This window comes from Mesorhizobium japonicum MAFF 303099 (assembly GCF_000009625.1).
GTDB classification, from domain to species: domain Bacteria; phylum Pseudomonadota; class Alphaproteobacteria; order Rhizobiales; family Rhizobiaceae; genus Mesorhizobium; species Mesorhizobium japonicum.
The window spans coordinates 5878082-5892404 of sequence record NC_002678.2; the positions used below are offsets into that span (position 1 = coordinate 5878082).

Sequence of the window (14323 nt, forward strand, 5' to 3'; positions counted from 1 at the left end):
CGGGCCTCATCGGCGGCGCCGTCATCGGCAAGATCGTGTCGCAACTCGCCGCCGGTTTGCCGCCAGTGATCGATCTGACGCCTTTCCGGCTGAGTAGGTTCTGAGAGCGTGCTGCTGTATCGGCAGGCCTTTCCGTTCTTGCATGGGGGAAACGACGTGACCGCAAACACCAACACACAGGCCGTTGAGCCGATCGATCCGCAGGGGATGTACACCGTGCTGATCTGCGATTTGGTCGGCCTGCGCTTCGGACCTGACGGCAAGCCTGATCCCAGCGAAGTGCGCGCCTATATCGAAGCCAAGGGCGGCCGCTTCCACCTGTCCGCGCTTGGCGACAAAGCGGGCCTCGAGCGGGGCCGGGTGCATTTCTTCTACCAGCCGGATCTCAGCACCCGCGAGGAGCTGATCGAAGCCGCCGGCGACGGACGCTATGACGCCGTCATTGCCGCGGCGACCTTCCTGCCCCCCGAAACCGTCTTTGCGCTCGCCGGCGTGCGGATCGGCGCCGGCACCGGCAATATGGGCTCGCGCTCCTGGGGCGGCGGCAGCGGCGAGGGCGGCAGCGCGGTGCTGATGAACACGCCCGGCATCAACAGCCGCGCCACCGCACAGATGGTGATGAAGGCGATCCTGAAAGTCCTGCCGGATCTGCCGGTCGGCTTGCTTCACGACCGGGTGGCGCGCGCCGATTTCGACACCGGCAGGGAGCTGCGCGATTTCCCGACCGAAAAGCTCGAAGGCAAGACCATCGCGATCATCGGCTACGGCAATATCGGCCGTGAGGTCGCTAAGCTCGCTCGCGCCTTCGGCATGCGCGTGGTGATCCATGCACGGCCACGGCACCGCGACTGGATCGAAGCCGAGGGCTTTGCCTTCGCGGCGGATCTCGCCGATGCGGCTGAAGGCGCCGATGTGCTCAGCGTCCATGTCGGCCTCGGCAAGCAGGACGCGCAGACCGGCCGCTACGCCAATGCCGGGCTCATCGGCGCCGAGGTCTTGTCCCGCATGAACAAGGGCGCCGTGCTGGTCAATTACGATCGCGGCGAGCTTGTCGACGTCGCAGCGCTTGGCGACGCCCTCGATACAGGGCAGATGCGCCATGCCGCCATCGATGCGGACCTGTTCAGAGATGCCTCGACCGGGCGCCTTTCCGGCCCGATGCTGCCCTATCTCGACCTCGTCGAGAGGCATGGCGAAAAACTTGAACTTCTGCCGCATGCTGCAGCCGATACGGACCATCCGTCGCGCGTCGCCGGCGCCAAACAGGCCGTCGACCAGCTGTTTGATGTCATCTGTCGCAAATCGGTGACCAATGCCAAAGGCACCGTGCCGCCGGGTTATCTCTCGCTTGGGGCGACAACGCCCCCAGGCATTGGACCGGTGACGGCGGATCATTTTTTGAAATTGACTGCCAGCGACTGCTCAGAACTGGCGGATGTCTGTGATCGGCAAAGCCGGTTGTGGAAGGCTTTGTCGGATGCGCCGCTCACCAAGCGTGGGGCGATTGTCGGCGAACGAGGCGAAGAACTTGTCCGGCTGATCGACCGCTTCTGCCATCTGGCTGAGAAACTCAACCTCAGAGGTCCTTATCAATAACATCACGCTGTCGCCGCGGGTTGTCACGGCAGCAGGTCTGAGCGAGACACTCCGCCGCAATCTTCAATATTTAACCCACCGCAGGCTCGATCCGATATCGGTGTGGAACGCCTGTCGCTGCCCGGTTGCGGATTTTATCGGGCGCTTGACCTGCCAGCACCGCGACTTCATCGTCGCGCACCGGCGTGTAGAGCCGATAATATTGATGGCTATTCATGTTGAGTTCGGCTGGAACAACGGCGCTCACGTCCACCGCACTCACCTTGTCGCTGATGGTTGCCATGTTGTCGGGGCCTCCGGCGCCAAGCCGGGGGCCGTTGAATTCAATTGCAGCGCTCAAGAAGGTCAGCACCCAATCCTCATGGGTGTAGTAGACGGTAACCCCACGCCCGAGGTCGGGCAGCGCCTTCAGTTTGTCCTGCCGGTCGAACGCATCGGAATCCTCGTCGGCGGCGGCGAGAATGATTTGGTTGAAGATGGTCGGAAGATGCGTCGCCGGTACGGCCGGTTGGGCCTCGCCGGGTTTTGTATCTTGCGGTTGCGCCAGCAATGCCTGAACGCCAAAACGCAGCGCAAAGTTTCCCATGCTGTGACAGAGCAGGTGAACGGTCGGACGCGGCGCCGTCGGGGCAAGGCCGGCAAGCTCCGTCGCCAACCTGCGGATCACTCGGGCAAACGCGGGGCCACTCTGTCGTGATGTTGCCCGGTCATGCTGGTAGCCGATCAATGTGCCGGCAGAGGGCCAACTGAAGACGATGATCTCGGCATCTATTCCGTAGAAGCTCAGGATCGTCGCCGCACGTTCGACGCTGTCGGAAAAGGTGTTGAAGAAGCCATGCGCGAACAGGATGATCGTCTTTGCCGCACTGAATGCCGGATGAAGCGCGGCAAACATCTGGTCGCTTCCGCGAATTTGAGCCTTGCCCTTCTCGACAAGTATCTTCTCGTCATACACAAGCAGGGTGCCGGGCACGATCTTGCCCTGCTTGGGAGCTCCGGTGACCGTCACCTGGACCTCTCCATATCGAAGATCGACGCCTTGGGCCTGGCTGGGATTGGGGCCGAAACCGATGATCCGCCCCTGACTGTTCACGATCGGGTTTCGATTGCTGACGAAATGGACCTTGTAGGTGTTGGCCACAGGTTCCTCCGGACAGGATCAGGGGTGTCAGATCAGGCAAACGTTCGGCAATTCACTCCAGGGCGGCACAATCTTGTCTGCGAACCGCATACCCGGGCCCTGGCTCTCTCCGGATACTTTAGCAGTGCTTGCGGTGGCCAAGCGTAGTTCCGTTATTTCACGTCATGAAAGAACGTATTTGTTATTTCTAATATGTTCATGCCGTATCGGCAAGCAATTTTGCGACATCTCTTCTTTCACGTCTTGATGCTTTGCATGCGCCACACATGGCGCCGAACCTGAGTTTTTGCGGCGACCGATCACACCGATGGCCCTGGTAGCGGGCCGCGCGCGTTGGTGCTTGACGCCTAGGTTCGCGCCGGAAAATCCGGATACCGATCCTGGCGGATCGGCCCTCGGCTCAGCAGCGCGGACCCGCCACCATCCGCGCCACCCGCGTCATGTCGGTGCTCATCTCGCGGTCGTCGTCGAGCGGGCTGACGAGCGCGCGCACGGCGGCGAAGGTGCGCTGCGGCCCTTCACCCATGGTGTCGACGACACCGCGCAACTCCACACCCGTCGCCGCGAAGATCAGCTCCATCGCCACGAGATAGCGCATGCGCTCGACGATCTCAGCGGTTTTGGCCACCACCCTGGGCGCCATCGACGACTGATCCTCGATGCCGTCCGACACCGCGAGCGGGCTGAGTGACATCGGGTTGGCCAGATGCCGAATTTCGGCCTCCAGCGCGGACAAGGGTTTTTGCAGTTCCGCATAGCCCTGGCGGCTGCCGCCCCTGGCCGACAGGAAGCGCGGCAGTTCGGCTGTTGTCGGCGACATCAGCTTCATGCAGCGATTGGCGGTGCCGACGGCGCAATGCGCGAGCGCCTGGCCCAGTTGCTCCCAGGCCAGCGTCATCGCCGTCAGGTCGAAATTGCCGTTGGAAATCACCCGTTCGCCCTCGGCCAGGATCACGGGATTATCGCCGGAATGGGTCAGTTCGATCTCGGTCGCTAGCCTTGCCTGTTCGAACGCATTGAGCAGGCCACCCCAGACCTGCGGCACGCAGCGATAGCTGAGCGGATCCTGCAAGCGCCGTGCCGCCTTGTCCTGCCAAAGGCCGCTTCCGGCTAGTTCCGCGCGCAACCGCGCGCCGATCTCGCGCTGGCCGAAGGCCGGCCGCGCGGCAAGCGCCTGTTCGTCGATCGCGGTGAGGGACGAGCGGAACGCCTCGTAGTTGAGCGCCACGGCGGCCAGCGCCCAGTCGATGAGATGGGCGACGTCTTCAAGGTACAGGCACGCCGTTCCGGTCGACAGGCTGTTGGCGACGATGATGGCGTGGCCGTCCTTTTCGCGCAGGTCGAGCGGCTCGAGCCGGGCCAAGGCAAGCGCCTCGGCGGAGGGCATGATCCGGCCCTGGAACTCCGCCTCGCCATCGCCGCGCAGCGACCTCGCCATATGGCCGAGATGAGCAAGATCGGCCGCGCCGATCGAGCCCCAGGTCGGGATCACCGGATGCACGCCGGCATTGAGCGCGGCGACAAGGCCCATCACCACGCGTTCGGAGGTGCCGGTGCCACCGGCGGCCATACCTGAAATGCGCGCGGTCATCAGCGCCCGCACCGCCTCTGTCGGGAGCGCCGGTCCGATGCCCATGCTGTGGCTGAGCGGCACGCTGTGCTGGAAGGCGATCAGGTCGGCCTGCGCGAGCGGCGTGTCGACACAGGCGCCGAGGCCTGTGGTGACGCCGTACATCGGTTTGCCAAGCCCGGTCAGATGTTCGATGAGGGCGCGGCTCGCCCGGATTCGGCGCATCGCTTCTTCGCCCAGCATCAACCGGGCGTTGCGGCGTGCGATCTCGGCGACGTCAGCCACGCCGAGCGGCTTGGCGTCGAGCAGTACTATCCGGGCTGTCATGTCTTGCCTGTATCCTGTGACCAGATGCCCGGACCAGCATTACAACGGGCGTAGCCGTTTGTGACGGCTCGCAGACGCGACTGCAAGCCATTCCCATTGGGGCAGCGGCGAGAAGGTGGCCAGAGCGAGGATCAGGAAACTATGCCTGCCGCTCCGCGATGGCATCGGGGACGACCACCAGCTTGCCGACAAAATCCTTGGCGACGAAATCCGCCTGTGCGCGGTGGAAATCGGAGAGCCTGTAGACACCTCCGACCAGCGGCCGGATCTTTTTCGCCTCGATATAGCCGACGATACGGCGGAAATCCGCGCGCGTGCCCTGGCTCGAGCCATGCAGCTGCAATTGCTTGAGATACATGGTCCTGAGATCGAGCTGCACCACCGGCCCGGCGATTGCACCGGCGGTGGTGTAGCGGCCTTCGGGCCTGAGAATACGCAGCAGGTCGTTGAAGATCGCGCCGCCGACGAGATCGGCGACCACGTCGATCGGCTGGCCGCCGGTCACTTCAGCCACGGCCCGCGGCAGGTCAGCGACGCCGCGGGTGATGACGGCCTCGGCGCCGATGTCGAGCACCGCCTGTTCCTTGCCCTTGCCGACGACGGCATAGGGAATGGCGCCGCGCGCCCGCGCCAGCTGGACGATGCCGGAGCCGACGCCGCCCGAAGCGCCGGTGACCAGCACACGCTCACCGGCCTTCAAGCCGGCGCGTTCCAGCATCTGTTCGCCGGTCAGGTAGGCGCAGCAGAAGGTGGCGAGCTCGACATCGCTCATATCAGTATCGACGACATGGGCGTTCTCGGCAGGCACGGTCTGGTATTCGGCATAACCACCGTCGCGGCCATGACCCATATAGTCGATGTCGGCGAGTGAATCGTCATCGCGGTTGTAGATGGAGAAATCGACCATCACCCGCTCACCGATCCGCTCCGGCGAAACGCCTTCGCCAACGGAAACGATGGTGCCAACCGTGTCGGTGCCCTGGATGCGCGGGAAAACAAGCGTGTTGCCCTGACGCCGCCAGGTCGACACGGCGGCCGCGTCCTCTTCCGTGCCATAGGCGCCCTGGCGCACCCAGACGTCGGTGTTGTTCATCCCGCAGGCGCTGACCTCGACCAGCACTTCACCAGGGTCAGGCGAGGGCACTTTCACGTCGGTGCGGTAGACGAGTTTTTCCGGTCCGCCGTGCCCGGTGAGCAGCACGGCGGCCATGGTGGCAGGGACGGTTGTGGTCATGGCAGTCATCGTCGATCTCAGAGATTGGCAAACACACTCTTCACCGCATCCGCAGTCTTCGAGACGACGATGTCGGCTTGCTCGCGGGTCAGGCAGAGCGGCGGTGCGAAGCCCAGAATGTCGCCCTGCGGCATGGCGCGGCCGATGACGCCGCTGGCGGCCAGCGCTGTCGCCACTTGCGGCCCGATCTTCTGCGAAGCGTCGAAGAATACCCGGTCGTCCTTGTCGGCGACGAACTCGACCGCTGCCAGCATGCCGTCGCCGCGCACCTCGCCGACATTTTTATGGCCACCGACGGCCTTGGCGAGTTCGGCACGGAAATAGGCGCCGGTTTCGCCGGCATTCGTCACCAGATCCATCTCGTCGATCAGTTCGAGATTGGCGACTCCGGCGGCAACGCAGATCGGATGCGCCGAATAGGTCCAGCCATGGCCGAGCGAGCCGAGTTTGTCGGAACCCTGCACCAGCACCTGCCACACCCTGTCGGCGACGATGACGCCCGACAGCGGCGCATAGGCCGAGGTCAGGCCCTTGGCGATGGTGATCAGATCCGGCTTGATGCCGTAATGATCGGAGCCGAACATGGTGCCCAGCCGGCCGAAGCCGGTAACCACTTCGTCGGCGACCAGAAGCACGTCATATTTCTTCAGCACCGCCTGGATCTTTTCCCAGTAACCGGCAGGCGGCGGCACGATGCCACCGGTGCCGAGAATCGGCTCGCCAATGAAGGCGGCGATGGTTTCGGGACCTTCGGCCAAGATCATCTCCTCGAGCTTGTCGGCGCAGTGCTGCGAGAACTGTTCCTCGCTCATCGAGCGGTCGGTGCGGCGGAAATAGTACGGCGCCTCGGTGTGCAGCACCGGCGCGCGCGGGAGGTCGAAGGCGTTATGGAACAGGTCGAGCCCGGTCAGCGATCCGGTCATCACGCCCGAGCCGTGATAGCCGCGCCAACGCGAGATGATCTTCTTCTTCTCCGGCCGGCCCAGCACATTGTTGTAGTACCAGATCAGCTTGATGTTGGTTTCGTTGGCGTCCGAGCCGGAGAGGCCGAAATAGACCCTCGACATCCCCTTCGGCGCGCGGTCGATGATCATCTTGGCCAACGTGATCGAGGCCTCGGTGCCGTGTCCGACATAGGCATGATAGTAGGCGAGGTTCTTCGCCTGTGTGGCGATGGCATCAGCGATCTTCTGGCGGCCATAGCCGACATTGACGCAATAGAGGCCAGCGAAGGCGTCGATGCTCTTCCTGCCATTGTTATCCCAGACGGTGACGCCTTCACCACCGGCCATGATGCGGGTCGGGCTCTCACCGCGTGCGTGCGTGCCCATATGCGTCGAGGGATGGAAGAAGTGGTCGCGATCCCAGGCGTTGAGTTCGTTGGACTGGTTGAGCATTTTTGGTCTCCTTGAGATGTGGCCGGGCGGACTTATGCGACGTCCAGGCAGAGATACTTGAGATCGGTGAACGCTTCGAGCCCGTGGCGCGAGCCCTCGCGGCCGATGCCGGACTGCTTGACACCGCCGAACGGGATCGGAGCGCCGGTGATCTTCACCCGGTTGATGGCGACCATGCCGTAGTCGAGCGCGCGGCCCATGCGCTGCTGGCGGGCACCGTTATCCGTCACGACATAGGCAACCAGGCCATATTCCGTGGCATTGGCGCGCGCGATCACCTCGTCCTCGCTGTCGAAAGGCGTCACCGCGGCGACCGGCCCAAAAGTCTCTTCGCGCATGATCAGCGCCGCGTCGGAAACGTCGGCCAGCAGCGTCGGCTGGTAGAACAGCGGCCCGGCCTGGTGTCGCTTGCCGCCGGCAAGGCAGCGCGCGCCATGGGCGAGCGCATCGGCGACCTGCTCCTCGACTTTCTGGACGGCGCGCTCATGCAGCAGCGGCCCGATGTCGGTCATGTCGTCAAGGCCATTGCCGGTCCGCAGCGCCTCGATCCGCTTGGCGAAGGCAGCGCAGAAGCGATCGTGGATCGGCCGCTGGACGTAGATGCGGTTGGCGGCGAGGCAATCCTGGCCCGATGTGGCGAATTTGGCGTCGATGGCGATGCTCACCGCCTTGTCGAGATCCGCATCGGCAAACACGATGAGCGGAGCGTGGCCGCCAAGCTCCATCACCAGCCGCTTCATCGTCGGCGCGCTCTGCGCGGCAATCAGCCTGCCGATCTCGGTCGAGCCCGTAAAACTCATGGCGCGCACGCGTGTGTCTTCGCACATCCGCCCGACGATCGTCGCGGCCTTGCCGGTGACGATGTTGAAGACACCGGCCGGCAGTCCGGCGCGCTCGCCAAGCTCGGCCAATGCCAGCGCCGACAGCGGCGTTTCCGAGGACGGATGCGCGACAATGGTGCAGCCGGCGGCAAGGGCGGCGGCCGCCTTGCGGGTCAGCATGGCCGAGGGGAAATTCCACGGCGTGACGATGCCGACGACGCCGAGCGGCTCGCGCCGCACCATCATTTCTGCGTTCGCCAGATGGCTGGTGACGCTCTCGGCGTTGAGGCGCTTGGCTTCCTCCGCATACCACTCGACGAAAGAGGCGGCATAGTCGATTTCGCCGAGCGATTCCTGCAAGGGCTTGCCCTGTTCCAGGGTCATCAGCAACGCGAGGTCGTCTTTCGCGGTGATGATCAGCTCGAACCATTTTCGCAGGATTCTTGACCGCTCCTGCGGCAGCAGCGACCGCCAAGCCGGAAAAGCGAGCGCGGCGGCGTCGATTGCTTGTGTCGTTTGCCGTGCATCCAGCGCCGCGACGAAGGCGACCGTGCTTCCCGTCGCCGGATCCGTGACCTCAAAGCTTTCGGCGGCCTCGCTCGCCGTCCAGTGGCCGTCGACATAGGCGAGTTCGCGCAGCAGACGGCGGTCGGCGAGGCGGTCGAGCGCCTCATGGCGATGCGAGCGGGCGAAATGCGCGGACATGGTCGAAGCCTCCCGGTTCGGTCTGATCCTGGGAGACTATCCGTCGTGGGCGGACAGAGAGGCTGTTTGGGTGTCCTGAAGTAGAGAGATTCTCTCTATTGTGCCGCCTCTGCAGACGATTTCTCCAGCACTACGGCGACACCGGCAGCAACTCGGCGATGGGAAGTGCGATCTCTTCTTTCACCGTCTTGGTGACGATGTAGGTGAAGTAGCGGTCGATACCGATCTCGCGGTCGAGCAGGCCGTCGACCAGCCGCTGGTAGGCGTCGATGTCGCGCGCCATCACCTTCAGCACATAGTCGACGCCGCCGCCCACCGACCAGCAGGCGACGATCTCGGGGATATCGCGGATGACGCGCTCGAAGCGGTCGAAATCGGCCTGGCGGTGGCTGGCCAGCGTCACTTCCATCAGCACGGTGGCCACCGGCGCCACGACGCGCATGGCGATCCTCGCGTGATAGCCCGAGACGATGCCGGCCTTCTCCAGCTTACGCAGCCGCATCCAGCATGGGGTCGGAGACAGCCCCACCTGCTCGGCCAGTGCCAGCTTGGTGATGCGCCCGTCGCGCTGGATGGCGTCGAGGATTTTGAGGTCGATGGCGTCGAGTTTCGCGGCAGTCATCAGGGCTCACTTTTTCGTCCACAGTACCATGATGGCGCATTATTTCGATTGTCAATTGCACTGATTTCGATCTCTAATAAGTCATGACATTGTGGCAACCCGACCCCGCGCTCATAAGGCGGCCAGCCTATCAATCGCTTGCCGACCAGTTCGCGCGCGCCATCCATGACGGGCGCCTTGCCAATGGCGCACGCCTGCCGACGCATCGCCGGCTGGCCGACGATCTCAATTTGTCGGTGCAGACCGTCAGCCGCGCCTATGAGGAATTGATCCGGCGCGGCCTGATCTCGGGCGAGATCGGCCGCGGCAGCTTTGTCCAGACGCAGCGTCGCGAGCCGGAGCCGCCCTATCTGCCCGAGCGCCTGGGCGAGGTCATCGATCTCTCCATCCTGAAGCCGGTCTGCGAGCCCATGCATCTGGAGAGGTTGAAGCAGGCACTGGGCTGGCTTGCCGAAAACCTGCCGTCGAGTTCAGCGTTGTCCTTCCGGCCCAACATGGTGTTTCCGCGCCACCGTGCCGTGGCGGTCGAATGGCTGAAATTGTGCGGGCTCGACATTTCAGCCCAGAACATCAGCCTGACCAATGGCGCCACCGCCGGCATGACGGTGGCGCTGATGAGCGTGGCGCCGCCTGGCTCGACCGTTGCCACCGAGGCGATCGGCCACCACACGCTGGTGCCGCTGGCACGCTATCTCGGCTTCAACCTCCAAGGACTGCCGATCGATGATAACGGCCTGATCCCGGAGGCGCTGGACGAGGCCTGCCGTCTTTCCGACATCCGCGCGGTGTTCGTGCAGCCCTCGGTGATCAACCCGACGGCAACGCTCATGGATGCCCAGCGGCGCGAACAAATCGCCGCGGTTGCGCGCAAGCATGACATCGCCATCATCGAGAACGACGTGCTGGGCCCGCTGGTCGAGGATCGGCCGCCGCCGGTCGCCGCCTTTGCCCCGGAGCGCACGCTCTACGTCACCTCTTTCACCAAGATCACCGTGCCCGGCCTGCGCATCGGCTATCTTGCCGCGCCCGACCGCTATGTCGCCGCCGTCGCCAACCGGCATCTGGTGTCGAACTGGATGGCGACGCCGCTGGTTGCCGAGATCGCCACCAAATGGGTGACTGACGGCACGGCGATGGAGCTCGTCCTCTGGCAGCGCGCCGCATTGCGGCGGCGGCAGGATATCGCCGCCGAAGTGTTGGCCCGCATCGACTACCGCGCCCGCCGCGACGGGCTGCATATCTGGCTGCAACTGCCCGACGACCGCGCCGAGGAGGGCTTTGTCGCCCAGGCCCGGCTGCAGGGCGTGGCAATCGCGCCCGGCACATCCTTCCGCATTTCCGACGCGCCCTGGCATCCGGCGGTGCGCATCTCGCTGGGCTCGACCACCGAAGGGGAACTGCGCGCCGGCCTCGGCGTTGTCACCAAGCTGCTGCTTGGCGATCCGGAGCATTTGCTGCTCGCGATCTGAGCATGTCGCCCAAAGTGCGAAGCGGTTTCGGGACGATGGCATGCCCAAAAAACCAGCCACGATTGATCGGAAAATGTGCGCAATCAGAATAATTGTCATGATATTATTTTCCCAATTGACATGATTTGGCGCGTTCCGCATCGTTAAGGGCACAGGCTTCTCCAGCACGGGGAAATTCATTTGTCCGCACCCATCATCAAGGTCGATGCCATTTCGAAGAGCTTCGGTGCCTTCAAGGTGCTGGACGGCTTGTCGATGCAGGTCATGCCGCGCGAAAAGCTGGCGCTGATCGGCCCCTCGGCTCGGGCAAGACGACGATCCTGCGCATCCTGATGACGCTCGAGCGCATCGACGGCGGCCACATTCAGATCGAGGGCGAGCAGCTCTACCACATGGAGCGCAACGGCCAGCTGCTGCCCGCGGACGAGCGGCATCTGGCGCGGATGCGTCAGAAGATCGGCATGGTGTTCCAGCTGTTCAACCTGTTTCCACACAAGAGCGTCATCGACAATGTGACGCTGGCGCCGATGCTGACCAAGGGTATGCCGCGCGCCGCCGCCGAGAAGCGGGCGATGGAACTGCTCGACATGGTCGGCATGGCCGACAAGGCCAAGGCGATGCCGGCGCAACTGTCGGGTGGTCAGAAGCAGCGCGTGGCGATCGCCAGGGCGCTCGCTCTGCAGCCCAAGATCATGCTGTTCGACGAGGTGACGTCGGCGCTTGATCCGGAACTGGTCGAAGAGGTGCTCAACGTTCTGTGGCGGCTTTGCGCCGAGACCGACATGACCATGCTGCTGGTCACCCATGAAATGGGGTTTGCCCACGACTTTGCCGACCGGGTGCTGTTCTTCGATCGCGGCAAGATCGTCGAGGAGGGCAAACCCGACGAGATTTTCCGCAATCCCAAACAGGAGCGCACGCAAGGCTTCCTGAAGAAGATCATCGCGGCCGGACATCGCGTCTGACCGTCATGCCCGAGGCGACAACGCCGTCCTCCAGGGACGGAAAGCCGCCTCGAACAAACCAAGACAAGAAACAGGAGTTGGGAACAATGAAGAAACTTGGCATTCTGGCCGGCGTCGCCGGCTTGGCACTGGCGGCGGTTCTGGCCGCCTCGATCCCGGGCTCGGCCGACGACAGCAAGCTCGAGCAGCTGAAGGCACAGGGCTTCGCCCGTGTCGCCATCGCCAATGAGCCGCCCTACACGGCGGTGGCGGCCGACGGCAAGGTGTCGGGCGCGGCACCCGACGTGGCGCGTGAAATCTTCAAGCGGCTCGGCGTTGGCGACATCGTCGCCTCGATCTCCGAATATGGCGCCATGATCCCCGGCTTGAAGGCCGGCCGCTTCGATGTCGTAACCGCCGGCCTGTTCATGAAGCCGGAGCGTTGCGCCGCGGTCGCCTATTCCGAACCGGTGCTGTGCGACGCCGAGGCGATGCTGGTGAAGAAGGGCAATCCGAAAGGCTTCAAGAGCTACGAGGACGTCGCCAAGGACACATCCGCCACGATCGGCGCGCCCGGTGGCGGCACCGAGGAGAAGCTGGCACTCAACGCAGGCGTGCCGCGCGAACGCGTCATCGTCGTGCCGGATGGCCAGAGCGGCCTGAAAATGGTGCAGGACGGCCGCATCGACGCCTATTCGCTGCCGGTTCTGTCGATCAACGATCTGATGAAGAAGGCCAACGACCCGAACCTCGAAGTCATCGCCCCGGTGCAGGGCGCCCCGGTCTATTGCGACGGCGCCGCCTTCAAGAAGGGCGACGAGGCGCTGCGCGATGCCTATGACGTCGAGCTCGCCAAGATGAAGAAGTCGGGCGAGTTCGCCAAGATCATCGAGCCTTACGGTTTCTCGGCCGCCGCCGCGATGTCGACGACGCGCGACAAGCTCTGCTCGGCGAAGTAGGTGCCTCTTCTTCCTTCTCCCCGTTTACGGGGAGAAGGTGTCACGAAGTGACGGATGAGGGGCGGCGCCATACCTTTATAAGTTCGCGATGCCCCTCATCTGCCTGCCGGCTTTCGTAGCTCGAAAAGCCAAGCAATTGGGTTTTCGCCCGCTACGCGGACCGCTCCTCAACTCCCCGTGAACGGGGAGAAGGGGCTAAAATGAAATGTTGGAACCTAGATGACCCAGTGGTCCGGCTATCTCGGCCTGATATTGCAGGGGGCGCTTGTCACCATCGAGCTGACGCTGATGGGGTCGGTGCTTTCCCTGATCATGGCCTTTCTGGCCGGCATGGGGCGGCTGTCGCGGTTCTTCGCGCTGAGGGCGCTCGCCACCGCCTATATCGAATTCTTCCGCGGCACCTCGATCTTCGTGCAGCTGTTCTTCGCCTATTTCGTGCTGCCGCTGATTGGCCTCGAACTGACTCCACTGCAGGCCGGCGTGCTGGCCTTGGGCCTGAATGTCGGCGCCTATGCCGCCGAGGTGGTGCGCGGCGCCGTGCAGTCGATCGGCCGTGAACAGCATGAGGCCTGCATCGCGCTCAATCTCGGCCGCTGGCAAGGCCTGCGCCATGTCATCCTGCCGCAGGCCTTTCTGGTAATGCTGCCGACCTTCGGCAACAACGCCATCGAACTGCTCAAGGCCACCTCCGTGGTCTCGCTGATCTCGCTCGCCGACCTGACCTTCCAGGCGCAGGTGGTGCGCGCGCAGACCGGCAACACGATGGTGCCGTTCGCCACCATCCTGGTCATCTATTTCGTCCTGGCGCTGCTCATTTCTTGGGGTGTGCGCTCGCTGGAGCGCCGCATGGCGCGCGGCCTTGATGGGGTGCGCGTCTGATGGAGTGGGATTGGGATTTCGTATGGCAGATCATGCCGACGCTGATCCAGGGGGTGAAGATCACCATCCTGGCGACGCTGCTGGGCTCGGTGCTGGCGGCGATCGTCGGGCTGGGCATCGCGCTGGCGCGCCGCTCGCCCAACAAGGCGCTGTCGCGCACCGTCGGCTGGTCGGCCGAATTCATCCGAGGCACGCCGCTTCTGGTGCAGCTCTATTTCATCTTCTACGTGCTGCCCGACATCGGCATCCTGCTGCCGCCACTGGTTGCCGGTGTCATAGGGCTCGGGCTGCATTACGGCACCTACACGGCGGAGGTCTACCGCGCCGGCATCGACAATGTACCGCGTGGCCAATGGGAAGCCGCCAAGGCCTGCAATCTCAGCGCCAGGCAGACCTGGACGCACATCATCATCCCGCAGGCCATTCCGCCGATGATCCCGGCGCTGGCCAATTATTTCATCGCCATGTTCAAGGAGACGCCGTTGCTGTCGGCGATCACCGTGCTGGAACTGATGAACCAGGCCAGAAGCGTCGCCAACACCTACTATCGTTACATCGAGCCGATCACACTGGTCGGCGCCTTCTTCCTCGCCATCAGTCTTTGTTCGGTCGTGCTGCTGCGCTGGCTGGAACGCCGTTACGGCAAGATCGAGAGATAG

12 protein-coding genes are annotated in these 14323 nt (G+C 63.8%); 6 read left to right on the forward strand and 6 right to left on the reverse strand.

Annotated features, from left to right (window positions below; all coding sequences use genetic code 11):
- The first annotated feature begins 156 nt into the window (after positions 1-156).
- Positions 157-1596 (forward strand): NAD(P)-dependent oxidoreductase, encoded by a 1440-nt coding sequence (locus tag MAFF_RS29065; RefSeq protein WP_044551497.1) that lies wholly within the window; start codon positions 157-159, stop codon positions 1594-1596.
- Between the two features lie 70 nt (positions 1597-1666).
- Here the strand turns inward: MAFF_RS29065 and MAFF_RS29070 are convergent, their stop codons facing one another.
- From MAFF_RS29070 to MAFF_RS29095, 6 genes are all read right to left on the reverse strand, one after another.
- Positions 1667-2737, reverse strand: coding sequence for an alpha/beta hydrolase (locus tag MAFF_RS29070; RefSeq protein ID WP_010914595.1), 1071 nt, complete (start codon positions 2735-2737; stop codon positions 1667-1669).
- A 400-nt stretch (positions 2738-3137) separates the two neighbouring features.
- Entirely contained in the window at positions 3138-4634 is a 1497-nt protein-coding gene (locus MAFF_RS29075) for an HAL/PAL/TAL family ammonia-lyase (RefSeq protein WP_010914596.1), read from the reverse strand.
- Between the two features lie 139 nt (positions 4635-4773).
- Positions 4774-5877, reverse strand: coding sequence for an alcohol dehydrogenase family protein (locus tag MAFF_RS29080; protein ID WP_044549571.1), 1104 nt, complete (start codon positions 5875-5877; stop codon positions 4774-4776).
- 8 nt (positions 5878-5885) lie between these two features.
- Complete coding sequence (locus tag MAFF_RS29085; protein WP_010914598.1) at positions 5886-7265, reverse strand: aspartate aminotransferase family protein; 1380 nt, start codon at positions 7263-7265, stop codon at positions 5886-5888.
- Positions 7266-7297: 32 nt separating this feature from the next.
- Complete coding sequence (locus MAFF_RS29090; protein ID WP_010914599.1) at positions 7298-8791, reverse strand: NAD-dependent succinate-semialdehyde dehydrogenase; 1494 nt, start codon at positions 8789-8791, stop codon at positions 7298-7300.
- A gap of 130 nt (positions 8792-8921) precedes the next feature.
- The gene (locus MAFF_RS29095) at positions 8922-9413 is read right to left on the reverse strand and encodes an Lrp/AsnC family transcriptional regulator (RefSeq protein WP_010914600.1); all 492 of its coding nucleotides are present in this window, start codon (positions 9411-9413) and stop codon (positions 8922-8924) included.
- 83 nt (positions 9414-9496) lie between these two features.
- Between MAFF_RS29095 and MAFF_RS29100 the strand changes: the two genes are divergently transcribed.
- From MAFF_RS29100 to ehuD, 5 genes are all read left to right on the forward strand, one after another.
- The gene (locus MAFF_RS29100; RefSeq protein WP_010914601.1) at positions 9497-10882 is read left to right on the forward strand and encodes a PLP-dependent aminotransferase family protein; all 1386 of its coding nucleotides are present in this window, start codon (positions 9497-9499) and stop codon (positions 10880-10882) included.
- 125 nt (positions 10883-11007) lie between these two features.
- On the forward strand, positions 11008-11847 hold the full coding sequence (ehuA, locus tag MAFF_RS29105) for an ectoine/hydroxyectoine ABC transporter ATP-binding protein EhuA (protein ID WP_010914602.1): 840 nt from the start codon (positions 11008-11010) through the stop codon (positions 11845-11847).
- An 86-nt stretch (positions 11848-11933) separates the two neighbouring features.
- Positions 11934-12785 (forward strand): ectoine/hydroxyectoine ABC transporter substrate-binding protein EhuB, encoded by an 852-nt coding sequence (ehuB, locus tag MAFF_RS29110; protein WP_044549575.1) that lies wholly within the window; start codon positions 11934-11936, stop codon positions 12783-12785.
- Positions 12786-13004: 219 nt separating this feature from the next.
- The gene (gene ehuC / locus MAFF_RS29115) at positions 13005-13664 is read left to right on the forward strand and encodes an ectoine/hydroxyectoine ABC transporter permease subunit EhuC (protein WP_010914604.1); all 660 of its coding nucleotides are present in this window, start codon (positions 13005-13007) and stop codon (positions 13662-13664) included.
- The gene (gene ehuD, locus MAFF_RS29120) at positions 13664-14323 is read left to right on the forward strand and encodes an ectoine/hydroxyectoine ABC transporter permease subunit EhuD (RefSeq protein WP_010914605.1); all 660 of its coding nucleotides are present in this window, start codon (positions 13664-13666) and stop codon (positions 14321-14323) included. The genes ehuC and ehuD overlap by 1 nt, the downstream gene beginning before the upstream one ends.

Coding starts and splice junctions, on each gene's coding strand:
- MAFF_RS29075 (WP_010914596.1), bottom strand. CDS start 4,634: ATGACAGCCCGGATAGTACTGCTCGACGCCAAGCCGCTCGGCGTGGCT.
- MAFF_RS29080 (WP_044549571.1), bottom strand. CDS start 5,877: ATGACTGCCATGACCACAACCGTCCCTGCCACCATGGCCGCCGTGCTG.
- MAFF_RS29085 (WP_010914598.1), bottom strand. CDS start 7,265: ATGCTCAACCAGTCCAACGAACTCAACGCCTGGGATCGCGACCACTTC.
- MAFF_RS29090 (WP_010914599.1), bottom strand. CDS start 8,791: ATGTCCGCGCATTTCGCCCGCTCGCATCGCCATGAGGCGCTCGACCGC.
- MAFF_RS29095 (WP_010914600.1), bottom strand. CDS start 9,413: ATGACTGCCGCGAAACTCGACGCCATCGACCTCAAAATCCTCGACGCC.
- MAFF_RS29100 (WP_010914601.1), top strand. CDS start 9,497: ATGACATTGTGGCAACCCGACCCCGCGCTCATAAGGCGGCCAGCCTAT.
- ehuB (WP_044549575.1), top strand. CDS start 11,934: ATGAAGAAACTTGGCATTCTGGCCGGCGTCGCCGGCTTGGCACTGGCG.
- ehuC (WP_010914604.1), top strand. CDS start 13,005: ATGACCCAGTGGTCCGGCTATCTCGGCCTGATATTGCAGGGGGCGCTT.
- ehuD (WP_010914605.1), top strand. CDS start 13,664: ATGGAGTGGGATTGGGATTTCGTATGGCAGATCATGCCGACGCTGATC.